Genomic DNA, 24,028 nt, shown 5'->3' with positions numbered 1-24,028 from the left:
GCCCACCAAGCGGGGCAGCGGGCTAGCGCTCAACGCGCTTGCCGGTCATTGCGTCAAAGTGGTGAATCCTGGCGGCACGCGGCGTGACACAAATGGTGCTGCCCAGGGCGGGCGCAGTGTTCGACTCTTCGGTGCGGATGATGACCAGCTCATCATCCACGCTATGCGCCCAGCGGCCATAGGTGAGCCGCTCGGCACCCAGCATTTCTACCGCTTCCACTTCCAAAGCCCAGCCACTGGGGGTGATGTCCAGATGTTCGGGGCGTATACCGGTGATGGTGTTTGGCGGTGCGTCAGGGGCGTTTTTCAACAGGTTCATGGGTGGCGAGCCCATGAAACTGGCGACAAAGGTCGTGGCGGGGCGGTTGTACACCTCTTCGGGCGTGCCAAATTGCTCCATGACGCCGGCGTTCATCACCATCATGCGTTGTGCCAGTGTCATGGCCTCCACCTGATCGTGCGTGACAAACAACGAAGTGATGCCCAGTTCGCGGTGCAGTTTCTGGATTTCAAGGCGAGTTTGGGCGCGCAATTTGGCGTCCAGGTTGCTTAGCGGCTCGTCAAACAGGAACACCTGCGGCTGCCGCACAATGGCGCGGCCCATGGCCACCCGCTGGCGCTGGCCACCAGAAAGCTCACGCGGCTTGCGCTTGAGAAACGGACCGATTTCCAGAATTTTGGCGGCCTTGTCCACCCGTGCCTTGATCTCATCGACGGGTACCTTGGCAATTTTCAGGCCATAGGCCATGTTGTCGAACACGCTCATGTGCGGATACAGCGCGTAGTTCTGGAACACCATGGCAATGTCGCGCTCGGAGGGTTCGAGCTGGTTGACGACCCGGTCGCCGATCGAAATGTCGCCGTCGCTGATTTCCTCCAGACCCGCCACCATGCGCAGCAGCGTGGATTTGCCGCAACCAGAGGGGCCGACGATGACAACAAATTCGCCATGCAAAATTTCAGCGTTGATGCCGTGGATGACCTGATTGGCTGTTTTGCCGTGGCCGTAGCGTTTGATGACGTTTTTTAAAGTGATTGAGGCCATATTTTGTTGTTTATTTTTCAGTATCCACCAGTCCCTTGACGAACCATTTCTGCATCAGCATCACCACCAGGGCTGGCGGAATCATGGCCAGCACGGCGGTGGCCATGACGATGTTCCACTGCATCTCGGAGTCACCGCCGGAGATCATGCGCTTGATGCCAATCACCACCGGGTACATGTCCTCGTTGGTGGTGACCAGCAAGGGCCACAGGTACTGATTCCAGCCGTAAATGAACTGGATCACAAACAGTGCGGCAATCGACGTTTTGGACAACGGCACCAGAATGTCCTTGAAAAACCGCATGGGACCGGCGCCATCCATGCGCGCGGCCTCGACCAACTCCTCGGGAACGGTCAGGAAGAATTGCCGGAATAAAAAGGTGGCGGTGGCCGAGGCAATCAGTGGAATCGTCAGGCCGGCATAGCTGTTGAGCATGCCAAGGTCCGACACCACTTTGTAGGTCGGGCCAATACGCACCTCCACCGGCAGCATCAGCGTGATGAAGATGGCCCAAAAGAAAAACATGCGAAACGGAAAGCGGAAATAAACAATGGCAAAGGCTGACAGCAGCGAAATTGCAATCTTGCCAACGGCAATGATCAGGGCCGAAATCAGGCTGACCGTCATCATCTGGCCGACCGGCGCCTTGGAGCCTGAGCCACCCCCGGTGCCGTTCCAGGCTGCGGTATAGTTTTCAAGTAGGTGAGTACCGGGCAACAGCGGCATGGGGGTCTGCACGATGGCCTGCGAGGTCTGGGTGGAGGCCACAAAGGTCAGGTACAGCGGAAAGGCCACCACCAGCACGCCCAAAATCATCACGGCATGTGACAGCACCGTCAGCCAGGGGCGGCGTTCAACCATGGTGTTGCCGCCGCGCCGGGCCGCCCCAAGCAAGGCATGGCCCCCTCGGGGCTGAGGCCCGCGGCTCCCAGCCTGCCAGTGCAGGGTGGGACGGGGCGAAGAGCCGTAAGCTCTGGTTGAGGCACGTACAGCGTAGTACACAAAGTGACAAGCGTGGGGGCGTCATAGTTCAGTAGTTCACTTTCTTCTCGACATAGCGGAATTGCACCACGGTGAGCGCCACCACAATCACCATCAGCACCACCGATTGGGCGGCCGAACCACCCAGGTCCATGGCTTTGAAGCCGTCGAAGTACACCTTGTAAACCAGAATCGCCGTGTCCTTGCCCGGGCCGCCCTGCGTGGCGGCGTCAATGATGGCGAAAGTGTCAAAAAATGCGTAAACAATGTTGATCACCAGCAGGAAAAAAGTGGTGGGCGACAACAGCGGAAACACAATCGTCCAGAAACGTCGCCAGGGTCGTGCGCCGTCAATGGCGGCGGCTTCAATCAGGGACTTGGGAATGCTTTGCAACCCCGCCAGAAAGAACAGGAAGTTGTAGGAAATCTGCTTCCACACGGCGGCCATGACCACCAGGGTCATGGCATGGGTGCCATTGAGCAGGTGATTCCAGTCAATGCCCAAAACGCGCAGCCAGTAAGAGACCACCCCCACGCTGGGCGCAAACATGAACAGCCAGAGCACACCCGCCACGGCCGGGGCCACCGCGTAGGGCCAGATCAGCAGGGTTTTGTAGGTCATGGCCCCTTTGACAACCCGGTCGGCAAAAACGGCCAGTAACAGCGACACACTGATGCCCACCACCGCCACCAGACTTGAAAAAATGGCCGTGGTGTAAAACGAGGCCAGGTAGGTGTCGTCGTTCCAGAGGTTGCGGAAGTTGTCCAGCCCAACCCAATCGACCGAGGTGCCAAACGCGTCCGATTGCTGCACCGACTGCAGCAGGGCCTGCGCCGCCGGCCAAAAAAAGAACAGGACAATCACGACCACCTGGGGCGCCATCAGCACCCACGGCAGCCATGCCGACCTGAAATAAACGCGCTTTTCCATGTCTGGTTAGCGCTTAACCTTTCTTGTTGGCTTTCTCGAAGCGCTCCAGCAACTCGTTGCCACGTTTCACGATCGAGTCCAGTGCATCCTTGGCGCTCTTTTTGCCGCCCCAGACCTGCTCCAGCTCTTCGTCCTCGATGGTGCGAATCTGCACGTAATTGCCCAGACGGATGCCGCGCGACTTGTCGGTAACCTTGCGGATCATCTGGTTGACGGCCACATCAGTTCCAGGATTTTCCTTGTAGAAGCCCGATTTTTCGGTCAACTGGAAAGCGGCCGTGGTGATGGGCAGGTAACCGGTGCGCTTGTGGCTGGCAGACTGCACCTCGGGGCTGGAGATGTAAGTGAAGAACTCGGCGACGCCTTTGTATTCGTCGGCTTTCTTGCCCGCCATGACCCACAGGCTGGCGCCACCAATGACCGTGTTTTGCGGTGCACCCGGCACATCCGGATAGTAGGGCAGCGGCGCCAGAGCCCAGGCGAACTTGGCATTTTTCTTGACGTTGCCATAGAACCCGGCCGAGGTCGTGATCATGGCGCATTCACCGGAAATAAAGGTGGCTTCCGGTACGTTGGCCCGGCCCTTGTAGACAAACAGACCTTGCTGGTGCATGTTGGCCAGGTTCTCAATGTGGCGCACATGCAGTGGCGAGTTGACCTTCATGCGGGCGTCCATGCCGGCCAAGCCGTTGCTTTTGGTGGCAAATTCAACGTTGTGCCAGGCAGAAAAACTTTCCAGCTGGGTCCAGCCCTGCCAGGCAATCGTCAGCGGGCACTTATGGCCACTGGCCTTGAGCTTGGCGGCGGCCAGGGCGACCTCGGGCCAACTGCTGGGGGCCTTGCTGGTGTCCAGTCCGGCCGCCTTGAAGGCATCTTTGTTGATGTAAAAAACCGTGGTGGAGCTGTTGAACGGCATGCTCAACATCTCCCCGCTGGGCGCGGTGTAGTAGCCCCCGACGGCCGATATGTAGGCTTTGGGGTCAAACTTCTGCCCGGCGTCTTTCATCACCTTGCCGACCGGTACGATGGCGTTCTTGCTGGCCATCATGGTGGCGGTGCCGACTTCGAACACCTGCAGGATGTGCGGTGCATTACCGGCACGGAAAGCCGCCACGGCCGAAGTCATGGACTCGTCGTAGGTGCCTTTGTAGGTGGGCACAATCTTGTAATTGGATTGGCTGGCGTTGAAGCCCTTGGCCAGGTCATTGACCCATTCGCCATTGACGGCCGTCATGGAGTGCCACCACTGGACTTCGGTCACCGCATGAGCTGCCAGGGAGAGTGATGCGCCCAGGGCAAGGGCGGCAAGTTTCAATTTCATGGAATCTCCTTCAGGTAAGAGGGCATAGCTTAGTCAACAATCATGACAAAGCCGCGACGAAATTGTGTCAATCTGACCAAAGCTTGATTAGACGCAGATTTGGGCTGGGGGCATATCAGGGTTTCCCTCAGGTGCCTTCAGGCTCACCATCACCCGAGTAGGGCAATGCAGCGCTGCGGTAACATCGCCTGCCCAGCTTGAGCGTGCCTGTGACAGCGTGCAACGCCCGCGATGGCTGTTACCCAAATAACCGATGAACGCCCCCACACAGCTTAAGTCCTTGATGCCTGCCGGCGCGATTGCGCCGCACGGGCCCGAACGCATCCGCGAGATTCCCTACAACTACACCTCTTTTTCGGACCGCGAGATTGTCATTCGCCTGCTTGGCGCATCCGCCTGGGACTGGTTGAACCGACTGCGCGACGAACGCCGCACCGGCCGCTCGGCACGTATGTTGTACGAGGTGCTGGGTGACATTTGGGTGGTGCAGCGCAATCCCTATCTACAGGACGACCTGCTCGACAACCCGAAGCGCCGCGTGCTGCTGGTGCAGGCCCTGCAGCACCGCCTGGGTGAAATTGAAAAACGCCGCAAGCCCGCCGACGACCCAGAGCGTGATGCGCTGGTGGGCCGCTTGCTCGATGTGGCGCGCCAGGCCGTGCAAGCCTTTGATGCCCATTTTGTGGAAACCGCCAGTTTGCGCCGCCAGGCCCAAAAAGTGCTGGCCCGGCTGACTGCCAAAGACAACATCAAGTTTGATGGGCTGAGCCGCGTCAGCCACGTGACCGATGCCACCGACTGGCGCGTGGAGTACCCGTTTGTGGTGCTGACGCCGGACTCCGAAGCCGAGATGGCGCATCTGGTCAAGGGTTGCATCGAGCTCGGTCTGACCATCATCCCGCGTGGCGGTGGCACGGGTTATACCGGCGGTGCCATTCCGCTGACCTGGAAGAGTGTGGTCATCAACACCGAAAAGCTCGAAGCCATGACCGAGGTTGAAATGCGCAGGCTGCCAGGGCTGGACCATGAAGTCGGCACGGTCTGGACCGAAGCCGGCGTGGTGACCAGTCGCGTGGCCCATGCGGCCGAGCGCGCCGGTTTTGTCTTTGCGGTCGATCCGACCTCGGCTGACGCCTCCTGTATTGGCGGCAACATTGCCATGAACGCCGGCGGCAAAAAAGCCGTGCTGTGGGGCACCTCGTTGGATAACCTGGCGAGCTGGCGTATGGTGACACCGCAGGCCGAGTGGCTGGAGGTGACCCGCATCAAGCACAACATGGGCAAGATCCATGATGTGGAGGTGGCCAGCTTCGAGCTGCAGTATTTCAAGGCTGATGGCAAAACGCCAATTCGCAAGGAACAACTTGACATTGCCGGTAAATCCTTCCGCAAGGAAGGCCTGGGCAAGGACGTGACCGACAAGTTTTTGAGCGGCCTGCCCGGCATCCAAAAGGAAGGCTGTGACGGCCTGATCACCAGCGCGCGCTGGGTGGTGCACCGCATGCCCCAGCACACGCGCACTGTGTGTCTTGAGTTTTTTGGCAATGCCAAGGACGCCGTGCCCAGCATTGTCGAGATCAAGGACTTCATGTTCGCCGAGCAAAAGCGCAGTGGTGTGCTGCTGGCCGGGCTGGAGCACCTGGATGACCGCTATCTGAAAGCGGTGGGTTACACCACCAAAAGCAAGCGCGGCGCCGCCTTGAGTGGCGGTGGTGTACCCAAAATGGTGCTGTTTGGCGACATTGCCGGCAATGATGCCGACGAGGTGGCCCGCGTGACCAGCGAAGTGGTGCGGCTGGCCAATTCACGTAGCGGCGAGGGTTTTATCGCCATCAGCCCGGAGGCGCGCAAGAAATTCTGGCTTGATCGCAAGCGCACGGCGGCCATCAGCCGCCACACCAACGCGTTCAAGATCAACGAGGACGTGGTGATTCCGCTGCCGCGCATGGCCGAGTACACCGACGGCATTGAGCGCATCAACATCGAGCTGAGCCTGCGCAACAAACTGGCGCTGTGCGACGCTTTGCAGGACTATTTCACCCAGGGCCATCTGCCTGTGGGCCGGCAAGACGATGCCGGTGAAATTTCTGCGGCCGAGCTGCTGGAAGACCGTGTGGTGCAGGCGCTGGCACTGATTGATGAGGTGCGCACACTGTGGTCTGGTTGGCTGCGCGACGTCGAGCCGCTGTTTGCGCAGTTGCAGGATCACAGTTTGCGTGCCAGCTGGAAGACACAAATCCGCCAGCCCTTGCAACAGATTTTCAGCGGCGTGGCGTTCGAGGCGATTCTGAAGGAATGCAATGCCATTCACCAGCGCGTGCTCAAGGGCCGTGTTTGGGTGGCGCTGCACATGCACGCCGGTGACGGCAATGTGCACACCAACATTCCGGTCAACAGCGACGACTATGAAATGTTGCAAGCGGCCCACGGCGCGGTCAAACGCATCATGGCCCTGGCGCGCAGCCTGGACGGCGTGATCTCGGGCGAACATGGCATTGGTATCACCAAACTGGAATTTTTGAGCGACGCCGAGCTGCAGCCGTTTACCGACTACAAGGCAAAAGTCGACCCCGAAGGGCGGTTCAACAAGGGCAAGTTGCTGCGCGCCGAGCCGACGCCAGACGCCCTGTATGCCGACCTGACCAACGCCTACACGCCCAGCTTCGGCCTGATGGGGCATGAGTCCTTGATCATGCAGCAAAGCGACATCGGCGCCATTGCCGACAGCGTGAAAGACTGCCTGCGTTGCGGCAAGTGCAAACCGGTGTGTTCCACCCATGTGCCGCGCGCCAACCTGCTGTACAGCCCGCGCAACAAGATTCTGGCCACCTCCCTGCTGGTGGAAGCCTTTTTGTACGAAGAGCAAACACGCCGTGGTGTCAGCATCAAGCATTGGCAGGAATTTGAAGACGTGGCCGACCACTGTACCGTGTGCCACAAATGCCTGTCACCGTGCCCGGTCAACATCGACTTTGGCGATGTGTCGATGGCCATGCGTAACCTGCTGCGCAAAATGGGCAAAAAAACCTTCAGGCCAGCCGGTGCGGCAGCCATGTTCATGCTCAACGCCACCAACCCCGAGACCATCAAACTGGCGCGCTCGGTGATGGTCAATGTGGCCATCAAGGCGCAGCGCATGACTGCCGATGTGCTGAAGGTCATGGGCCGCAAGCAGACCAAGGCGCCGCCTGCGACGCTGGGCACGGCACCGATCAAGGAGCAGGTGATTCACTTCATCAACAAAAAGCTGCCCGGTGGTCTGCCCAAAAAGACCGCCCGCGCCCTGCTCGACATCGAGGACAAGGATTACGTGCCGATCATCCGCAACCCGAAAACCACCACCTCCGAGACCGAGGCGGTGTTCTATTTCCCGGGTTGTGGCTCCGAGCGCCTGTTCAGCCAAGTGGGGCTGGCCACGCAGGCCATGCTGTGGCATGCCGGCGTGCAAACCGTGCTGCCACCGGGTTACCTGTGCTGTGGTTACCCGCAGCGCGGCTCGGGCCTGTTCGACAAAGCCGAGAAGATGATCACCGACAACCGCGTGCTGTTCCACCGGGTCGCCAACACGCTGAATTACCTCGACATCAAGACCGTGGTGGTGAGTTGTGGCACCTGTTATGACCAGTTGCAGGGCTACAAGTTTGAAGAGATATTTCCGGGGAGCCGGATCATCGACATCCATGAGTACCTGCTGGAAAAAGGCATCACGCTGGCCAACGCCGGGGCCTTCCTGTTCCACGACCCCTGCCACAGCCCGATGAAGCTGCAGGAACCGCTCAAGACCGTGAAAGCCTTGCTCGGCGACAACGTGATCCAGTCCGAGCGCTGCTGCGGCGAGTCGGGCACGCTGGCCTTGAACCGCCCCGATATTTCGACCCAGGTGCGTTTTCGCAAGGAAGAAGAAATTCTCAAGGGCGAAGCGCAGTTGCGCCAGATCCCCGGCGTCGGCGCCAAGGACAATATCAAGATGCTGACCTCCTGCCCGGCCTGCCTGCAGGGCCTGAGCCGCTTCGGGGAGGATCTGCAAAACGGCCTGATGGAAGCCGATTACATTGTGGTCGAGATGGCCAGGCAGATTCTGGGCGAACAATGGATGCCGGATTACGTCAAGGTCGCCAACGACGGCGGCATTGAGCGCGTGCTGGTTTGAGTTTGATGATAATTTCAAAGAGAGGTGACATTTCATGGCAGGTTTGCAAAACGGTTCCCCAACGCCACAAGACATCACCGTGCACAGTCAGTCGCGCGTCCTGGAAATCAGCTTCTCTGATGGCGCGCAGTTTCGCATTCCGTTTGAGCTGATGCGCGTTTATTCGCCCTCCGCCGAGGTGGCGGGCCACGGGCCGGGTCAAGAGGTGCTGCAAACCGGCAAGCGCGAGGTCACGCTCACCGGGCTGGAGCCGGTGGGCAATTACGCCGTGCAACCCAGCTTTTCAGACGGGCACGACACGGGTATCTATTCGTGGGACTACCTGTACTTTCTGGGTTCGCAACAAGACAAGTTGTGGGCTGACTACAACGCACGCCTGGCTGCCGCAGGTGTCGAGCGTGACGCGCCCATGCCCGAAAAGACCGGCAGCGGTTGCGCCAGCCATTGAAATTTTTTTAGTCAAACTTCGATTCAATCATGAGCACCACCCATTTCGGTTTCCGCACGGTAGAAGAGGCTGAAAAAGCCAGCCACGTCAAAGGCGTTTTTGACTCGGTTGCGTCCAAATACGATGTCATGAACGACCTGATGTCGATGGGTCTGCATCGCGTCTGGAAAGCTTACACCGTCACGGTTGCCAATGTGCACGAGGGCGACAAGGTGCTCGACATTGCGGGTGGCACCGGCGATCTGGCGTTGGCGTTTGCCAGCAAGGTGGGCAAGCAGGGCCAGGTGGTGCACACCGACATCAACGAAGCCATGCTGCGCACCGGGCGTGACCGCCTGGTGGATGCCGGTGTGGTCTTGCCCACACTGGTGTGTGATGCAGAAAAACTGCCGTTCCCCGACAACCACTTCAACCTGGTCACGGTCGCCTTCGGCTTGCGCAACATGACGCACAAGGATGTGGCGCTGGCCGAGATGAACCGGGTGCTCATGCCCGGTGGCAAGTTGCTGGTGCTGGAGTTTTCCAAAGTGGCCAAACCGCTGGAAAAAGCCTACGACTGGTATTCGTTCAAGGTGCTGCCGAAGCTGGGCGAATGGGTGGCAGGCGACGCCTCCAGTTACCAGTATCTGGCCGAGTCGATTCGCATGCACCCCAGCCAGGAAGAGCTTAAATCCCTGATGAAAGTTAATGGCTTTGGCCATGTCGATTACCATAATATGACGGGTGGTCTGGTAGCCTTGCATGTCGGTATCAAGTGTTGAGTTGTTTCAATTTGGTGGCCGCCTGATTATTTTTTTAGGTTCAAAACATTTGGAGACGGTATGAAACGATGGCTTTCTATGTTGACAATGAGTCTGCTGTTGGTGGCCGGCCAGGCCGAGGCTGCCAAACGCTTTGGCGGCGGCATGTCATTTGGCAAACAGTCAAGCAATGTGACGCAACGTCAGACTGCACCTGCCCCAACTGCGCCCACGCAAGCTGCAGCAACAAAAAATCCCACGACTGCAGCCCCGGCGGCTACGGCTCCCAAGAAACCTTGGGGCGCGATGCTGGGTGGTTTGGCCGCTGGTCTGGGCCTGGCCTGGTTGGCCAGTTCGCTGGGTATGGGTGAAGCCATGGGTCAGGTTCTGATGTTCGCCTTGCTGGCGATGCTGATCATGGCTGCGGTGGGCTGGTTCAAGCGGCGTAAAAATCAGGATTCACAGCCTTCGGTCTCACCTTTTGCTTTTCAGGGTGCCGGTGCCGCCAGCCCAGCCTCAGTGCCTGTCAGTTATCGACCGGAAAACGTGGGCAACGATGCCTCTGCACGGCCGTGGGAGCGTAATACATCAGCTTTTGACAGCACGACGCTAGGTGGCGCATCCCCTGCCGCAGCGGGTTCGATGATCGGTTCCGGCTTGTCGGGTTCACAGACCTGGGGTATTCCGGAAGGTTTCGATTCCGAGGGTTTCCTCAAGGCCGCGAAAGCCAACTTTATCTCGCTTCAGGCGGCTTGGGACAAATCCGACATGCCTGCCCTGCGTGTCATGATGACGGACACCATGCTCAAGGAAATCCAGGCGCAACTGGCCGAACGTGAGGCCCATACCGGCGGTCCTGGCAACCAGACCGAGGTGGTGATGATCGAGGCACATTTGCTCGGCATCGAAGACCTGGGTGACGAATACATGGCCAGCGTTGAATTTACCGGCATGATTCGCGAAGAGCCTTCGGCCGGCCCTAGCCCGTTCAGGGAAGTCTGGAATATGATCAAGCCGAAAAACGGTCGCAGTGGCTGGCTGGTGGCAGGGGTACAAGCCCTGCAGTAAGCTTGGTCGTCCGGTTTCAGGGAATAATGGGGTCTATGGCAACACAGACCCCTTTTTCTTTTTTGGAGAGTTTTGTAGAAAAACTCCCGCTTCCCAAATTTACCCCCCCCGCTTGGGCCGTCAATGAGGCCCAGCGCCGCATTGTTTTGCTGCTCAACCATGTGCTGATGCAGGAGAGCGAGGCCATGGCCCGCCTGGTGCGCCAGAAAGACCAGGTCATGCTGGTGCAATGGCGCACTTTTTACTTCAAGCTGGTTGCCACGCCGGCCGGTTTGCTGGACCTGGCAGACCCGCAGGCCAAGCCGGATCTGGTGTTGACCGTCACCGATGAGTCGCCGCTGGCGCTGGCGCAAGCCGTTTTCAAAGGTGAAAAACCAGCGGTGCGCATTGAAGGTGATGTGCAATTGGCCGCAGAAGTCAATTGGCTGACCGAACATGTGCGCTGGGACATGGAAGAAGATCTGGCGCGTGTCATTGGTGACGTGCCTGCGCACACGCTGAGTCAGATCGCCCGGACCATGCGCACCAGTTTGCGGGAGTTTTTGGCAAAGACGGCAGCGTTCGCGCCTGGCAAGTCAGCCAAATGACCAATATTTTTCGCGGTGCCTTCATCCTGTGGGTGATGTTGCGCAATGGTCTGGATGAGCTGGCGCTCAACAGTTTCAAGAAACCGTGGTTGCTGCGGCTGGCACGGGTCCTGACGCTGGGGCGCAAGCTCGACGCCCCCCGGGGTCAGCGGATTCGTCAAACTCTCGAAAGCCTGGGGCCTATTTTTGTCAAATTCGGCCAGGTGCTGTCGACGCGGCGCGATTTGCTGCCGGTGGATATTGCTGACGAACTTGCCATGCTCCAGGACAGGGTGCCGCCATTTTCCAGCGAGGTGGCCATTAGTATCATCGAGCGCGCTTTCAAAAAATCGGTGGACGATATTTTTGTCTCATTCGAGCGGGAGCCTGTGGCCAGTGCTTCCATTGCGCAAGTGCATTTTGCCGTGCTCAAAGACAGGCATGGCAACCCCAGGGATGTGGCTGTCAAGGTGCTGCGCCCAGGCATGTTAAAGGTGATTGACAAGGACCTCGCCTTGTTGCGCATGATGGCTGGCTGGGTGGAGAGTTTGTCGGAAGACGGCAAGCGTCTCAAGCCGCGCGAGGTGGTGGCCGAGTTTGACAAATACCTGCATGACGAACTGGATCTGGTGCGCGAGGCATCCAGTGCGGCCCAACTGCGCCGCAACATGGCCGATCTTGGTCTGGTGCTGATTCCCGAGATGTACTGGGATTACTGCATGCCCGAGGTGATCGTGATGGAGCGCATGAAGGGCGCGCCGATCAACCAGGTGGCGCGCTTGCGCGAGGCCGGGGTCGACATCCCGAAGCTGGCGCGGGATGGTGTCACGATCTTTTTTACCCAGGTGTTCCGCGATGGTTTTTTCCATGCCGACATGCACCCCGGCAACATCCAGGTGAGTCTGGATCCGGCCACTTTCGGCCGCTACATTTCGCTCGACTTTGGCATTGTGGGTACCTTGACCGAAGGTGACAAAGAATATCTGGCGCAAAATTTCATTGCTTTCTTTCGCCGCGACTACAAGCGTGTGGCCGAGTTGCATATTGAATCGGGCTGGGTGCCGAAAGCGACACGGGTTGACGAGCTGGAGGCAGCTGTGCGTGCCGTGTGCGAACCCTATTTCGATCGGCCGCTCAAGGAAATTTCCCTGGGCATGATCCTGATGCGGCTGTTCCAGACGTCGCGCCGTTTTCAGGTCGAGATTCAGCCGCAACTGGTGTTGTTGCAAAAAACCCTGCTCAACATTGAAGGTCTGGGGCGCCAACTGGATCCTGACTTGGACTTGTGGCACACCGCCAAACCCTTTCTTGAAAAATGGATGGTGGAACAGATCGGGCCCAAAAAATTGCTCAAGGAGTTGCGTAATGAAGCGCCACGTTATGCAAAGATGCTGCCTGAACTGCCACGCCTGTTGTTTGATTTTCTCAAGCAGCCGGCAGCCGATAGCAGTGCCAAGGAGTTACGCGCATTGTTGCTGGAACAACGGCGGACCAATAAATTGCTGCAAGGTCTGGTCTATGGCGCGATCGGCTTTGTGCTTGGGCTGATCGTCATGCAGATATTGATGCGGGTGCGGGTTTTCTAGCCCGGCCCGGCCTTTGCCTCCGGTTTCAAGGGGCGACTTTATAATCACCGGTTTTGCGACTCATTCACACAGGTCTGATTACCATGCCAATTTATGCCTACAAATGCAACGCCTGCGGCTTTGCCCAGGACGTGTTGCAAAAAATGTCCGACACCGTGCTCACCGAGTGTCCCACTTGCGGCAAGTCCAGCTTTGCCAAGCAGCTCACGGCGGCAGGTTTCCAGCTCAAAGGTTCGGGTTGGTACGCCACGGACTTCAAGGGTGGCACTGGCGCTGCCCCGGCCGCTGCATCCACTGCGACGGCAGTACCCGCCGCAAGCGATGCTGCCGCCAGCACGCCAACCGTTGCCAAGACGGAGGCTGCGCCTGCCGCCGGTGCCTGTGGCGGTGCTTGCGCTTGCCACAGTTAAATTCCATGTCCCTGAAAGTTTCTGTGCCGTTCAAAAAATACCTGTTGACCGGGCTGTTGGTCTGGCTGCCCACGGCGATTACCTTTGCCGTTCTGTTGTGGCTGATGGAACTGCTTGATGGCATTTTTGTCGGCCTGCTGACGGTGCTGCAGGCCATGTTGCCCGGATCCTTGATGAGTACTCTGGAGTACTTCAAACATATTCCCGGACTCGGGGTGATTTTGGTATTTGGCGGCTTGTTGTTGACGGGTGCGCTGGTGTCGAATGTGGCGGGGCGCTGGTGGCTGGTCCAGTGGCATCGCATCCAGACCAATATTCCGGTCTTCAAAACCATCTACAACAGTGTCAAAAAAGTTTCCGACACGCTGTTTTCAAGCAATGGCAATGCCTTTCGCACGGCTTTGTTGGTGCAGTACCCGCGCCAGGGCGCCTGGACCATTGCGTTTCAGACCGGGTCGCCGGGCGGCGAGGTGGCAACGTATCTGGGGGCGGACTTTGTCAGCGTTTATGTGCCCACCACGCCCAACCCCACCAGCGGTTTTTTCCTGATGTTGCCGCGCAGTGATGTGATTGAGCTCAAGATGAGTGTGGACGAGGCGCTGACCTATGTCATATCCATGGGCTCGGTGCCTCCCGCCGCTCCGGAAGTTTTACTTAAATAATTTTGATAACCCCGCCACTTCTTCCAGGTGGCTTAGAAAGCAGTTTTATGGCAATGCGTACTCATTATTGTGGATTGGTCACTGAAGCCCTGATGGGGCAAACCGTGACGTTGTGCGGCTGGGTCAACCGCCGGCGTGACCATGGCGGTGTGATTTTTGTCGATGTACGCGACCGAGAAGGCTATGTGCAGGTGGTGTGCGACCCGGACCGCGCTGAGATGTTTGGCGTGGCCGAAGACCTGCGCAACGAGTTCTGCATCCAGGTCAAGGGTCTGGTGCGGGCGCGCCCGGATGGCACCGTCAACGCCAACCTCAAGAGCGGCAAGATCGAGGTGCTGTGCCACGAGCTCAAGGTACTCAATCCTTCCGTCACACCGCCGTTCCAGCTGGATGAAGAAAACCTCAGCGAGACCACGCGCCTGACGCACCGGGTACTGGACCTGCGTCGCCCCTACATGCAAAACAACCTGATGCTGCGCTACCGCGTGACCATGGAAGTGCGCAAGTTCCTTGATGCCAACGGCTTCGTCGATATTGAAACGCCCATGCTCACCAAGAGCACGCCTGAAGGCGCGCGCGATTACCTGGTACCCAGCCGCGTCCATGACGGCCACTTTTTTGCCTTGCCGCAAAGCCCGCAGCTGTTCAAGCAGTTGCTGATGGTGGCCGGCTTTGACCGCTACTACCAGATCACCAAATGCTTCCGCGACGAAGACCTGCGCGCTGACCGCCAGCCTGAATTTACCCAGATCGATATTGAAACCTCGTTCATGGACGAGGAAGAAATCCGTGACATTTTCCAGGGCATGATCAAGACCGTGTTCCAGAACACGCTCGGGGTGGACCTGGGCGAGTTTCCGGTCATGACTTACCAGGAAGCCGCGCGCCGTTTTGGTTCGGACAAGCCCGACCTGCGCGTCAAGCTCGAATTCACCGAACTCACCGATGTGATGGCCGATGTCGATTTCAAGGTGTTTTCCACACCTGCCACCACCAAGGGTGGCCGTGTGGTGGCGCTTTGTGTGCCGGGCGGCGCCGAGATCACCCGCAGTGAAATTGACAACTACGGTGAATTTGTCAAGATTTACGGTGCCAAGGGGCTGGCCTGGATCAAGGTCAACGACGTGACCAAGGGCCGTGACGGCCTGCAAAGCCCGGTGGTCAAGAATCTGCACGATGCGGCGCTGGCAGAAATCCTGAAGCGCACCGGTGCCAAGGATGGCGACTTGTTGTTTTTTGGCGCCGACAAGGAAAAGATTGTCAACGACGCCATCGGTGCCTTGCGCATCAAGATTGGTCACAGTGCGTTTGGCAAGAAAAACGGTCTGTTTGACGACCGCTGGGCGCCGCTGTGGGTGGTGGACTTCCCGATGTTCGAGCATGACGAAGAATCTGATCGCTGGATGGCCGTGCACCACCCGTTCACAGCACCCAAGGACGGCCACGAAGACTACATGGTTACCGCGCCCGAGAAATGCATTTCCAAGGGCTACGACATGGTGCTCAACGGCTGGGAGATGGGCGGCGGTTCAGTGCGGATTCACCGTGCCGATGTGCAGAAAAAAGTGTTCGATGCGCTCAAGATCACGCCCGAAGAGGCGCAGCAAAAATTTGGCTTCCTGCTGGATGCGCTGCAATACGGCGCGCCGCCCCATGGTGGCCTGGCCTTTGGCCTGGACCGCATCGTGACCCTGATGACCGGTGCCGAGTCGATCCGTGACGTGATTGCCTTTCCCAAAACCCAGCGCGCGCAATGCCTGCTGACGCAAGCGCCGAGTCCGGTGGATGAAAAGCAGTTGCGCGAACTGCATATTCGCCTGCGCACCCCTGAAGCGGTGAAGGCGACTTAAGCATTACTGATGCTGGTTTGATGCAAAATGAAAGGGCGCCAAGTTGGTGCCCTTTTTAACTGGAGCCCTTGTTTGCCCGTGACTGCGCCTTTTCGCCCTTTCAAAATTCCGCAGTCGGTGCTGGTCGTCATCCACACGCCGGCGCTCGAGGTGTTGTTGATCAAGCGTGCCGATGCCGATGATTTCTGGCAGTCCGTGACGGGCAGCAAGGACAGCCTCGACGAGTCATTTGTCGAAACTGCCCGGCGCGAGGTGTTCGAAGAAACGGGTATTGACTGCGCGCCGGGCGCAGCTCTGGCAGATCAGCTGCAGGATTGGCAGCTGGAAAATGTGTATGAGATTTATCCGCGTTGGCTGCATCGTTATGCACCCGGCGTGAGGCACAACACCGAACACCTGTTTGGCTTGCAGGTGCCGGCAGGCACCCCGGTGCGGCTGAGTCCGCATGAGCACACTGCCTTCCAGTGGCTGCCCTACAAGTTGGCGGCAGAGGCCTGTTTCTCACCTTCCAACGCCGAAGCCTGCCTGCTGTTGCCAAGATTCTTTCAGCAGTCAGGTCAGCCATGAACATCATCCGGGTCGCTACCTACAACATTCACAAGGGAGTGCAAGGCCTGGGACCGGCGCGGCGCCTGGAAATCCACAATCTGGGTCTGGCGGTGGAGTCGCTCGATGCCGATGTGGTGTGCCTGCAAGAGGTGCGGTACAGCAACCGTCTTGAGGCCAAACGGTTTCCACATTGGCCCGAGCTGGCGCAAGCCGACTTTTTGGCGCCTCAGGGCTACGAGGCGGTGTACCGCACCAATGCCATCACACGCCATGGTGAGCATGGCAATGCGCTGTTGTCACGCTGGCCGGTGCTGACCCATCAGCATGAAGACATGTCGGATCACCGCCTGGAGCAGCGCGGGTTTTTGCATGTCACGCTGGATGTGCACGGGCAAATGGTGCACGTGCTGGTCGTGCATCTGGGCTTGGTCAAGGCCAGCCGGGTGCGTCAGGTGGCGCAATTGCAGCGCTTTATCCAGCGTGAAATACCCGCGTCTGCGCCCTTGCTGGTCGCTGGTGACTTCAACGATTGGGGTACAAGCGTGCAACTGGCGCTGGCGCAGACAGGCTTGCGCAGCTGGAACGCAAGGGAGCCAACTTACCCGTCGCGTTTGCCATTGGCGCAGCTGGATTATGTGTTTGCCCGCGGCCTCAAGCCGCTGGGTCTGATGGTGCCGCGGGGGCGCATCTGGTGGCGCATGTCAGACCACTTGCCCCTGATCGCTGAATTTGCCCTGCCTGTGGTCTGATTCGCGCCATGTTTGCACCCGGTCATCAGGTCGATTTGTTGCAGGGCTCACAGGAATTCTTTTCGGCGCTGGTACAAGCGATCGAGCGCAGCGTGAATGAGGTTCGCCTGGAGACTTATATTTTCAATGTCGAGGCTTCTGGCGCGTTGGTGGCGCATGCGCTGGAGCGCGCCGCCCTTCGCGGCGTCAAGGTGTTCGTCGTGATGGATGGTGCCGGCACCGACAGTTTGAGTCCCGAATGGGCGGATCGTTTTTCGGCGGCTGGCGTGTCGTGGCGCATTTTCTCGCCCTTGGGACGCATGGGTCTGGTCGTTCCAAGTCGTTGGCGGCGCTTGCACCGTAAGCTGTGCGTGGTGGATGGTCGCGTCGCTTTTTGTGGTGGCATCAATGTGCTGGACGATTTCTATGACCCCAATCACGGTGTCCTGGAGTCGCCCCGGTTTGACTTTGCCGTGCGCGTGACCGGCCCGCTGGTTGAATCAGCTCACGCCGCCCTGCTGCAATTCTGGTTGCGCTTGCAAGCCACGCGTGTCGTGCGGCAGGGGGATTTGACCGCAGCCTGGCAAGCTTTGCATGAAGCGGCCAAACTGACGCCTGAAGTGATGGTGCACGCTGATGCGTCTGATGCGACGCCAGCGCTTGCCGTACCGGCGCAGACCCGAGCCGACCTGATTTTGCGTGACAACCTGCGCCACCGCACCCGCATCGAGCGGGCCTATCGACAAGCCATCGGTGAGGCACAACACGACATCATCATTGCCAATGCTTACTTTTTGCCAGGACGCAAAATTCGCCAAGGCTTGATGCACGCGGCGCAGCGCGGGGTTCGGGTACGTTTGTTGTTGCAAGGGCGTTATGAGTACTTCATGCAGTTTCATGCGGCGCGCATGGTGTATGGCAAATTACTGGCCGCCGGGGTCGAGATCACGGAATACCATGTAAGTTTTTTGCATGCCAAGGTCGCTGTGATTGATGGTCATTGGGCCACCGTGGGCTCCTCCAACCTGGATCCCTTGAGCCTGTTGCTGGCACGCGAGGCCAATGTAGTAGTCGATGACGTGGCGTTTGCGCAGGATTTGCAGGCACGCCTGGAGCATGCCATGCAGGTGGCTGGCACACGGGTGGATCCCGCAGAATATGCCAACCGGCCACGCGTGCAGCGCATGCTGGACAGGGTAGCCTATGTGGTCATGCGCGCATTACTGTTCATCAATGGAAAACGCTATTGATTAAATAGCTTAATTGGCTTTGGTAACAAGCGCTTTAGTCGAATAACCGCTTCATAAAAAGACTGCTAACATCAATTGATATTCATTTACTGCGCACTTAACCCATGAATTCAGCTCCCCCCGAAGAAGGCACGCCGGTCTCCGTCAAAATCCGTGAGCGCGTGCTGGCCGCGCGCAAGCGTTTTCATGCCAATGACAACATTGCCGACTTCATTGAACCTGGCGAACTTGAACTTTTGCTCGACGAAGTGGAAGCCAAGATGAAAGGTGTTCTGGACAGTCTGGTGATTGACGCCGAGCATGACCATAACACCGACAAGACGGCGCGCCGCGTGGCAAAGATGTACCTCAATGAGGTGTTCCAAGGCCGCTATGTCAAGGCACCGCCCATTACCGAGTTTCCCAATGCCGAACACCTCAACGAGCTGATGATTGTGGGGCCCATCACCGTGCGCAGCGCTTGCAGTCACCATTTTTGTCCGATCATGGGCAAGATCTGGATTGGTGTGCTGCCCAACGAGCATACCAATGTGATCGGCTTGTCCAAATACGCACGGCTGGCCGAATGGGTCATGGGCCGCCCGCAAATTCAGGAAGAAGCCGTGGTGCAACTGGCTGACCTGATTCAGCAAAAAACACAACCCGATGGTCTGGCCATTGTCATGGAGGCCACGCACTTTTGCATGGGCTGGCGCGGTGTCAAGGACGTTGACAGCAAGATGATCAACTCGGTGATGCGTGGCAGCTTCCTGAAAGACGCCAATTTGCGTCGTGAATTTTTGTCCTTGATTCCCCAGAAAGGTTAATCATGTTGGTTCGTTTGTTGTATGCCAGCCGGGCGCTGGACACCAGTCCAGAGGCTATCGGATCCATTTTGCATCAGTCGCGTGACCACAATCCGTGTGCCGGTGTCACCGGTGTCCTGTGTTACGGCGGCGGCATTTTTCTGCAAGCCATTGAAGGTGGACGCATGGCGATCAGTGAACTGTATGGGCACATCCAGCGTGACCCGCGCCACAAGGACGTGGTGCTGCTGCACTACGAAGAAATCTCCGAGCGGCGCTTTGCCGGCTGGACCATGGGAGAGGTCAACATGAACCGCATCAATGCGTCCATTTTGCTCAAATACGCTGAAAAACCCGAACTCGATCCTTATTCGGTCTCGGGTCTTGTTTCCCTGGCCTTGCTCGAAGAGCTGATGGCCACGGCCTCCATCATTGGCCGCGCTTGAGCTGTGCCTGCCCCTGTGCTGGTGGGTTGTGATTTTTCCAGCGCACCGACGCCCAAAAAAACCATTGTTTTAGCGATTGGGGAACTGCGCCAGGGGCGCGTTCAGCTCTCAAGATTGGAGCGTTTTGCCTCGCTTTCGGCCTTTTCGAATTGGCTGAAACAAGCCCACAGCTGGGTTGGTGCTTTTGATTTGCCATTTGGATTGCCGCGGGAACTGGTGCAAACGCTGGGCTGGCCGACCGGCTGGGCTGCCTGCATGGCGCATTACGGCGCCTTGAGCCGGGATCAGATTCGCCAGGCGTTTGCGACTTTTTGCAATGACCGCCCGGTCGGTGGCAAGTTTGCCCATCGCGCGACCGATGGGCCCGCCGGATCGAGCCCGAGCATGAAATGGGTCAATCCGCCGGTGGCGTTCATGTTGCATGCCGGTGTTCCCTTGCTGCTGCAGGCCGGTGTCACGCTGCCGGGTTTGTCTGCGGGCATGCCGCTTGCCGCAGAAGACACCAGCCAGCCCCTGAAGATCGCGCTGGAGGGCTACCCCGGCATGCTGGCGCGCGAAGTGCTGGGACAGCGCAGTTACAAAGCCGACGACAAGGCGCGGCAGACGCTCGAGCGTTTGATTGCCCGCAAAGATCTGATCACGGCGCTGGAGCAGGGCCATACCCGGCTGGATTTGCGCCTCAAGCTGACCCATGCGCAGCGAGACGCCTTGGCCGACGATGCCCGTGGTGATGCGCTGGACGCCGTGCTGTGTCTGATGCAGGCGGCATGGGCGCAAACGCGGCATGACGCGGGCGACGCCCTGTATGGCTTGCCACCCGACATGGATCCGCTGGAAGGCTGGATCGTGAGTGCCTGAGGCTTGCCATGTTGCGAAAAATAATATGCCTGTGCTGGCTGCTGCCAAGCTGTGCGCTGGCCAAGGTCTGGATTGGTGAAGTGACCCATGTGTCCGATGGCGACACCCTGTGGGTCAAACCCGGGCGTGGCGTTGCACCCAGAAAGCTGCGCTTGCTGGGGCTGGATGCGCCCGAGTTGTGTCAGGCGGGGGGCCTCGCGGCACGGGCGGCGCTGCAGGGACTGGTGGCAGGCAAGCCGGTGCAGGTGCAGGTCAATTTTCAGGACACTTACGGCCGCGGCCTGGCCCGGCTGCGTGTCGATGGCCGTGATGTGGGCGCGGCTTTGGTCAGTGCCGGCCATGCCTGGTCGAGCCGCTGGCGCGGCAGTCCGGGCCCGTATGCGATTGAGGAAGCCTCGGCACGCGCGGCCGGATTTGGTCTGTTTTCTGACCCTGGAGCCCTGTTGCCGCGCGATTTTCGCCAGCGCTACGGTCCCTGTCAGGCTGCGCGTTGAGTGTTCAGGGCAGCACAGGCGCGTGGGGCGTGCCACACACCGGGCAAGCGGCGTGGCGGCTGATGCGAACTTCGGTGAATTCCATGGCGCGGCCGTCAAGCATCAACAAGCGACCGGTCAGGGGGCGGCCGGCACCACTGATCAGCTTGAGCGCCTCGGCCGCCTGCATCGTGCCGATGATGCCCACCAGTGGCGCAAAGACGCCCATGGTGGCGCAGCGGGTTTCTTCAAAAGTGGCCTCGGGCGGGAACACGCAGGCGTAACAAGGCGACAAGGCGTCGCGCGCGTCAAACACGCTCAACTGGCCGTCAAAACGGATGGCAGCCCCCGAGACCAGCGGCTTTTGGTGCGCCACGCAGGCGGCGTTGATGGCCTGCCGGGTGGCAAAGTTGTCGCAACAATCGAGCACCACGTCCGCCTGGGCGACCAGTCGGTTCAGCAGTGCGGCATCGGCGCGTTGGGCGATGGCCGTCACTTGCACGCCGGGGTTCAATTGGGCAATGGCGAACTGGATCGACTGCACCTTGGGGCTGCCGACCCGGTCCACCGTGTGGGCCACCTGACGCTGCAGATTGGTCATGTCAACCGTGTCGTGATCGACCACGGTGATGTGGCCGACGCCGGCCGAGCCCAGGTACAGCGCTACCGGCGAACCCAGACCACCGGCGCCAATGATGAGCACCTGCGCCGCCAGGATGCGCTCCTGGCCTTCGATCCCGAGCTCATTGAGCAGGATGTGGCGCGAGTAGCGCAGCAACTCGTCATCGGTCATGCCAGCCCTTAGTTATCTTTGGGCGCTTCGAGTCGCTCGACCAGGGTCTTGCTGACCACCACAGGCAGGCCTTTGAGCTGGTTCAAGGCCTGGGTCAGGGGGAAATCCTTTGCCGAACCCAATTCGGGCAAACGACGCTCGGACGCCGGTTTTTTCATTTCTTCTTCAAATTTGATGCGGGCGTCTTCGCGGGCTTTTTCACGCGCCGCGTCCTTGACTTCATCGCCCTGGCCGCTGGACAGGTGTTTTTCGAGATCGGCCTCGCGCGTGCGCAGGGCGGCAAACAGGTTGCCGTCAGCGCTTTCGTCCACCATCACGTCAGGCACGATGCCCTTGGCCTGGATCGACTTGCCACTCGGCGTGTAATAGCGGCTGGTGGTGAGCTTGAGCGCTGCCGTGGGACAGTTGTCCATGCGGAAAGCCGAATCCAGGCAGACCGCGGTTTGCACCGAGCCCTTGCCAAAGGTCTGGTTGCCGAGCAGCTTGGCACGTTGGTGGTCTTGCAGGGCGCCGGCCACAATCTCACTGGCCGAAGCCGAGCCCTCGTTGATCAGCACTACCAGTGGCACGGTCTTGAGCGCACCGCGTGTGACTTCTTCCAGGCGTTTCAGCGGATCCGTGCCACTGCGGCGCTGGTAATAGCGCGGCGAGGCTTTGTAGACGAACTTGCTGTCTTCGAGTTGGCCATTGGCCGACACCACGGTCACGTTTTCAGGCAGAAAGGCTGCCGAAATGGCGACTGCGGCATCCAGGTAGCCGCCGGGGTCATTGCGCAAATCGAGCACCAGGCCTTTGAGCTGCGGCTCCTGCTTGTAGATCTCTTCGACCTTGCGCGCGAAGTCGGCCACGGTGCGTTCCTGGAACTGGCTGATGCGCACCCAGGCGAAGCCGGGCTCAATCAGCTTGGCCTTGACGCTTTGGGTCTTGATTTCTTCACGCGTGATGGTGACCGGGAAGGTGCGGTTTTCGTCCTTGCGGAAAATGCTCAACACCACCTTGGTATTGGGTTCGCCGCGCATACGCTTGACGCCTTCGTTGAGCGTCATGCCTTTGACGGGCGTGTCGTCAATTTTGACAATCAGGTCATTGGGCTTGAGTCCGGCGCGGTCGGCCGGAGAGTCTTCAATCGGTGACACCACCTTGATGAGTCCGTCTTCCTGCGATATTTCAATGCCGACGCCGACAAATTTGCCGGTGGTGCCTTCGTTGAAGTCTTTCAGCGCTTTCTTGTCCAGATACACCGAGTGCGGGTCCAGCCCGGCCACCATGCCGGCGATGGCATCGGTGATGAGCTTTTTTTCGTCCACCGGCTCGACATAATTGGTCTTGACCATGCCAAAGACGGCTGCCAATTGTTGCAGCTCTTCCAGCGGCAAGGGGGCCAGCGCGCCCCGCGCCACCGTCTGCAAAGAGACGGTGGTCAGTGCACCGGCGACAACGCCGACCGAGATCCAGCCAGCGACTTTTAATTTGTGACCCATTGTGTTTCCAGACCCTGTGAGCGCTTAAGCATGAACCGTTTGGAGTGATGCACTCCGCCAGGGTTCCGTGCTACCGCAAAAAATTACTGTTTTCCCTGGGCTGCAACGGCCGCAGCCGCCTTGGCCGCAGCCGCTGCGTCGCCCAGATAGTAATGGCGAATCGGTTTGAGCTCGTCGTCGAGTTCATAGACCAGGGGGATGCCATTGGGGATATTCAGGCCGACGATGTCGTCGTCCGAAATGTTGTCGAGGTATTTCACCAGCGCCCGGATCGAGTTGCCATGGGCCGCCACCACCACCCGTTTGCCCAGCCGTAGGGCGGGGGCCAGTGCTTCGTTCCAGAACGGCATGACGCGAGCCACGGTGTCTTTCAGGCACTCCGTCAGCGGCACCTGCTCAGGGGCGAGCTTGGCATAACGCAGATCACTGCGCTCGCTGCGCGGGTCGGTGGGTTCCAGCGCCGGCGGTGGCGTGTCGTAGCTGCGCCGCCAGACCAGCACCTGGGCATCGCCATACTGTTTGGCCATGTCGGCTTTGTTGAGGCCTTGCAGCGCGCCATAGTGGCGTTCGTTCAAGCGCCAGCTGTTGACCACCGGCAGCCAGGTGCGGTCCATTTCGTCGAGTACATGCCACAGGGTGCGGGTGGCGCGCTTCAGGACGCTGGTGTAGGCAATGTCAAATTCATAGCCCTCGGCTTTGAGCAGGCGGCCGGCGTTTTTGGCTTGCTCCAGGCCTTCAGGGGTCAGGTCCACGTCGGTCCAGCCGGTAAAGCGGTTTTCCAGGTTCCAGGTGGATTCGCCGTGGCGAATCAAAACGAGTTTGTGCATGTTAAATAAAGGAATAAATGCAGGCGTCAGGGCAATGCTGCTGCTGCATTCTAAAATGCGCGGCTTGCTACAAGTCCCT

23 protein-coding genes are annotated in these 24,028 nt (G+C 59.0%); 16 read left to right on the top strand and 7 right to left on the bottom strand.

The features are described from left to right. Nucleotides 1-22: 22 nt before the first annotated feature. The 4 genes from ugpC to ugpB all read right to left on the bottom strand — a co-directional run bounded on the left by ugpC (nt 23) and on the right by ugpB (nt 4,279). A complete protein-coding gene (ugpC, locus tag NDI87_RS05005; RefSeq protein ID WP_296273706.1) occupies nt 23-1,045 on the bottom strand; it encodes a sn-glycerol-3-phosphate ABC transporter ATP-binding protein UgpC in 1,023 nt (340 codons plus the stop codon). Nucleotides 1,046-1,055: 10 nt separating this feature from the next. Then, complete coding sequence (ugpE, locus tag NDI87_RS05000) at nt 1,056-1,907, bottom strand: sn-glycerol-3-phosphate ABC transporter permease UgpE (protein WP_296273705.1); 852 nt, start codon at nt 1,905-1,907, stop codon at nt 1,056-1,058. 169 nt (nt 1,908-2,076) lie between these two features. Then, on the bottom strand, nt 2,077-2,958 hold the full coding sequence (gene ugpA, locus NDI87_RS04995; RefSeq protein WP_296273704.1) for a sn-glycerol-3-phosphate ABC transporter permease UgpA: 882 nt from the start codon (nt 2,956-2,958) through the stop codon (nt 2,077-2,079). A 13-nt stretch (nt 2,959-2,971) separates the two neighbouring features. Further along, complete coding sequence (gene ugpB, locus NDI87_RS04990; protein ID WP_296273703.1) at nt 2,972-4,279, bottom strand: sn-glycerol-3-phosphate ABC transporter substrate-binding protein UgpB; 1,308 nt, start codon at nt 4,277-4,279, stop codon at nt 2,972-2,974. Between the two features lie 253 nt (nt 4,280-4,532). Between ugpB and NDI87_RS04985 the strand changes: the two genes are divergently transcribed. From NDI87_RS04985 to NDI87_RS04910, 16 genes are all read left to right on the top strand, one after another. Beyond that, complete coding sequence (locus NDI87_RS04985) at nt 4,533-8,429, top strand: FAD/FMN-binding oxidoreductase (protein WP_296273702.1); 3,897 nt, start codon at nt 4,533-4,535, stop codon at nt 8,427-8,429. Nucleotides 8,430-8,463: 34 nt separating this feature from the next. Next, nucleotides 8,464-8,877, top strand: coding sequence for a DUF971 domain-containing protein (locus tag NDI87_RS04980; RefSeq protein ID WP_296273701.1), 414 nt, complete (start codon nt 8,464-8,466; stop codon nt 8,875-8,877). A gap of 29 nt (nt 8,878-8,906) precedes the next feature. Next, nucleotides 8,907-9,638 carry a bifunctional demethylmenaquinone methyltransferase/2-methoxy-6-polyprenyl-1,4-benzoquinol methylase UbiE gene (gene ubiE, locus NDI87_RS04975; protein ID WP_296273700.1) on the top strand — a complete coding sequence of 244 codons (732 nt, stop codon included), beginning with the start codon at nt 8,907-8,909 and terminating at the stop codon, nt 9,636-9,638. 60 nt (nt 9,639-9,698) lie between these two features. Next, nucleotides 9,699-10,685, top strand: coding sequence for a TIM44-like domain-containing protein (locus NDI87_RS04970; RefSeq protein ID WP_296273699.1), 987 nt, complete (start codon nt 9,699-9,701; stop codon nt 10,683-10,685). Nucleotides 10,686-10,720: 35 nt separating this feature from the next. Then, nucleotides 10,721-11,272 carry a hypothetical protein gene (locus NDI87_RS04965; protein ID WP_296273698.1) on the top strand — a complete coding sequence of 184 codons (552 nt, stop codon included), beginning with the start codon at nt 10,721-10,723 and terminating at the stop codon, nt 11,270-11,272. After that, nucleotides 11,269-12,837, top strand: coding sequence for a ubiquinone biosynthesis regulatory protein kinase UbiB (gene ubiB / locus NDI87_RS04960; protein ID WP_296273697.1), 1,569 nt, complete (start codon nt 11,269-11,271; stop codon nt 12,835-12,837). Before NDI87_RS04965 ends, ubiB begins: the two co-directional genes overlap by 4 nt. 83 nt (nt 12,838-12,920) lie before the next feature. Beyond that, entirely contained in the window at nt 12,921-13,247 is a 327-nt protein-coding gene (locus NDI87_RS04955; protein WP_296273696.1) for an FmdB family zinc ribbon protein, read from the top strand. A gap of 5 nt (nt 13,248-13,252) precedes the next feature. Beyond that, nucleotides 13,253-13,909, top strand: a complete 657-nt coding sequence (locus NDI87_RS04950) for a DUF502 domain-containing protein (protein ID WP_296273695.1) — start codon at nt 13,253-13,255, stop codon at nt 13,907-13,909. 47 nt (nt 13,910-13,956) lie between these two features. Continuing rightward, entirely contained in the window at nt 13,957-15,759 is a 1,803-nt protein-coding gene (gene aspS, locus NDI87_RS04945; protein WP_296273694.1) for an aspartate--tRNA ligase, read from the top strand. A gap of 78 nt (nt 15,760-15,837) precedes the next feature. Beyond that, nucleotides 15,838-16,326: a dihydroneopterin triphosphate diphosphatase gene (nudB, locus tag NDI87_RS04940; RefSeq protein WP_296273693.1), complete on the top strand. Its 489-nt coding sequence runs from the start codon at nt 15,838-15,840 to the stop codon at nt 16,324-16,326. Further along, nucleotides 16,323-17,057 carry an endonuclease/exonuclease/phosphatase family protein gene (locus NDI87_RS04935; RefSeq protein ID WP_296273692.1) on the top strand — a complete coding sequence of 245 codons (735 nt, stop codon included), beginning with the start codon at nt 16,323-16,325 and terminating at the stop codon, nt 17,055-17,057. Before nudB ends, NDI87_RS04935 begins: the two co-directional genes overlap by 4 nt. A gap of 8 nt (nt 17,058-17,065) precedes the next feature. Beyond that, on the top strand, nt 17,066-18,286 hold the full coding sequence (clsB, locus tag NDI87_RS04930; protein WP_296273691.1) for a cardiolipin synthase ClsB: 1,221 nt from the start codon (nt 17,066-17,068) through the stop codon (nt 18,284-18,286). Between the two features lie 104 nt (nt 18,287-18,390). Continuing rightward, nucleotides 18,391-19,092, top strand: a complete 702-nt coding sequence (gene folE, locus NDI87_RS04925) for a GTP cyclohydrolase I (RefSeq protein WP_296273690.1) — start codon at nt 18,391-18,393, stop codon at nt 19,090-19,092. Nucleotides 19,093-19,094: 2 nt separating this feature from the next. Then, nucleotides 19,095-19,517: a BLUF domain-containing protein gene (locus NDI87_RS04920; protein ID WP_296273689.1), complete on the top strand. Its 423-nt coding sequence runs from the start codon at nt 19,095-19,097 to the stop codon at nt 19,515-19,517. Nucleotides 19,518-19,520: 3 nt separating this feature from the next. Next, nucleotides 19,521-20,375: a DUF429 domain-containing protein gene (locus NDI87_RS04915; RefSeq protein ID WP_296273688.1), complete on the top strand. Its 855-nt coding sequence runs from the start codon at nt 19,521-19,523 to the stop codon at nt 20,373-20,375. Nucleotides 20,376-20,383: 8 nt separating this feature from the next. Beyond that, on the top strand, nt 20,384-20,869 hold the full coding sequence (locus NDI87_RS04910; protein WP_296273687.1) for a thermonuclease family protein: 486 nt from the start codon (nt 20,384-20,386) through the stop codon (nt 20,867-20,869). Nucleotides 20,870-20,873: 4 nt separating this feature from the next. Here NDI87_RS04910 and moeB read toward each other — a convergent pair whose 3' ends face one another. The 3 genes from moeB to gpmA all read right to left on the bottom strand — a co-directional run bounded on the left by moeB (nt 20,874) and on the right by gpmA (nt 23,949). Next, nucleotides 20,874-21,641: a molybdopterin-synthase adenylyltransferase MoeB gene (gene moeB, locus NDI87_RS04905; protein WP_296273686.1), complete on the bottom strand. Its 768-nt coding sequence runs from the start codon at nt 21,639-21,641 to the stop codon at nt 20,874-20,876. Nucleotides 21,642-21,649: 8 nt separating this feature from the next. Next, a complete protein-coding gene (locus NDI87_RS04900) occupies nt 21,650-23,122 on the bottom strand; it encodes a S41 family peptidase (RefSeq protein WP_296273685.1) in 1,473 nt (490 codons plus the stop codon). A gap of 83 nt (nt 23,123-23,205) precedes the next feature. Next, complete coding sequence (gpmA, locus tag NDI87_RS04895) at nt 23,206-23,949, bottom strand: 2,3-diphosphoglycerate-dependent phosphoglycerate mutase (protein ID WP_296273684.1); 744 nt, start codon at nt 23,947-23,949, stop codon at nt 23,206-23,208. Nucleotides 23,950-24,028: the final 79 nt, after the last annotated feature.

The sequence above is a fragment of the Rhodoferax sp. genome, assembly GCF_023701345.1.
In the GTDB taxonomy this organism is placed as follows: Bacteria; Pseudomonadota; Gammaproteobacteria; order Burkholderiales; family Burkholderiaceae_C; genus Rhodoferax.
Note: the sequence above shows the minus strand (reverse complement) of the source record. Positions and strands in the feature narration are given on the sequence as shown.

Bases quoted from the DNA above. Each gene is read 5' to 3' on its own strand.
- NDI87_RS04910 (WP_296273687.1), top strand. From the start codon at position 20,384: ATGTTGCGAAAAATAATATGCCTGTGCTGGCTGCTGCCAAGCTGTGCG.
- NDI87_RS04955 (WP_296273696.1), top strand. From the start codon at position 12,921: ATGCCAATTTATGCCTACAAATGCAACGCCTGCGGCTTTGCCCAGGAC.
- gpmA (WP_296273684.1), bottom strand. From the start codon at position 23,949: ATGCACAAACTCGTTTTGATTCGCCACGGCGAATCCACCTGGAACCTG.
- ugpC (WP_296273706.1), bottom strand. From the start codon at position 1,045: ATGGCCTCAATCACTTTAAAAAACGTCATCAAACGCTACGGCCACGGC.
- folE (WP_296273690.1), top strand. From the start codon at position 18,391: ATGAATTCAGCTCCCCCCGAAGAAGGCACGCCGGTCTCCGTCAAAATC.
- NDI87_RS04900 (WP_296273685.1), bottom strand. From the start codon at position 23,122: ATGGGTCACAAATTAAAAGTCGCTGGCTGGATCTCGGTCGGCGTTGTC.
- ubiB (WP_296273697.1), top strand. From the start codon at position 11,269: ATGACCAATATTTTTCGCGGTGCCTTCATCCTGTGGGTGATGTTGCGC.
- clsB (WP_296273691.1), top strand. From the start codon at position 17,066: ATGTTTGCACCCGGTCATCAGGTCGATTTGTTGCAGGGCTCACAGGAA.
- NDI87_RS04950 (WP_296273695.1), top strand. From the start codon at position 13,253: ATGTCCCTGAAAGTTTCTGTGCCGTTCAAAAAATACCTGTTGACCGGG.
- moeB (WP_296273686.1), bottom strand. From the start codon at position 21,641: ATGACCGATGACGAGTTGCTGCGCTACTCGCGCCACATCCTGCTCAAT.
- NDI87_RS04920 (WP_296273689.1), top strand. From the start codon at position 19,095: ATGTTGGTTCGTTTGTTGTATGCCAGCCGGGCGCTGGACACCAGTCCA.
- ugpE (WP_296273705.1), bottom strand. From the start codon at position 1,907: ATGGTTGAACGCCGCCCCTGGCTGACGGTGCTGTCACATGCCGTGATG.
- NDI87_RS04965 (WP_296273698.1), top strand. From the start codon at position 10,721: ATGGCAACACAGACCCCTTTTTCTTTTTTGGAGAGTTTTGTAGAAAAA.
- ugpA (WP_296273704.1), bottom strand. From the start codon at position 2,958: ATGGAAAAGCGCGTTTATTTCAGGTCGGCATGGCTGCCGTGGGTGCTG.
- NDI87_RS04935 (WP_296273692.1), top strand. From the start codon at position 16,323: ATGAACATCATCCGGGTCGCTACCTACAACATTCACAAGGGAGTGCAA.
- NDI87_RS04970 (WP_296273699.1), top strand. From the start codon at position 9,699: ATGAAACGATGGCTTTCTATGTTGACAATGAGTCTGCTGTTGGTGGCC.
- ugpB (WP_296273703.1), bottom strand. From the start codon at position 4,279: ATGAAATTGAAACTTGCCGCCCTTGCCCTGGGCGCATCACTCTCCCTG.
- NDI87_RS04980 (WP_296273701.1), top strand. From the start codon at position 8,464: ATGGCAGGTTTGCAAAACGGTTCCCCAACGCCACAAGACATCACCGTG.
- aspS (WP_296273694.1), top strand. From the start codon at position 13,957: ATGGCAATGCGTACTCATTATTGTGGATTGGTCACTGAAGCCCTGATG.
- NDI87_RS04985 (WP_296273702.1), top strand. From the start codon at position 4,533: ATGAACGCCCCCACACAGCTTAAGTCCTTGATGCCTGCCGGCGCGATT.
- ubiE (WP_296273700.1), top strand. From the start codon at position 8,907: ATGAGCACCACCCATTTCGGTTTCCGCACGGTAGAAGAGGCTGAAAAA.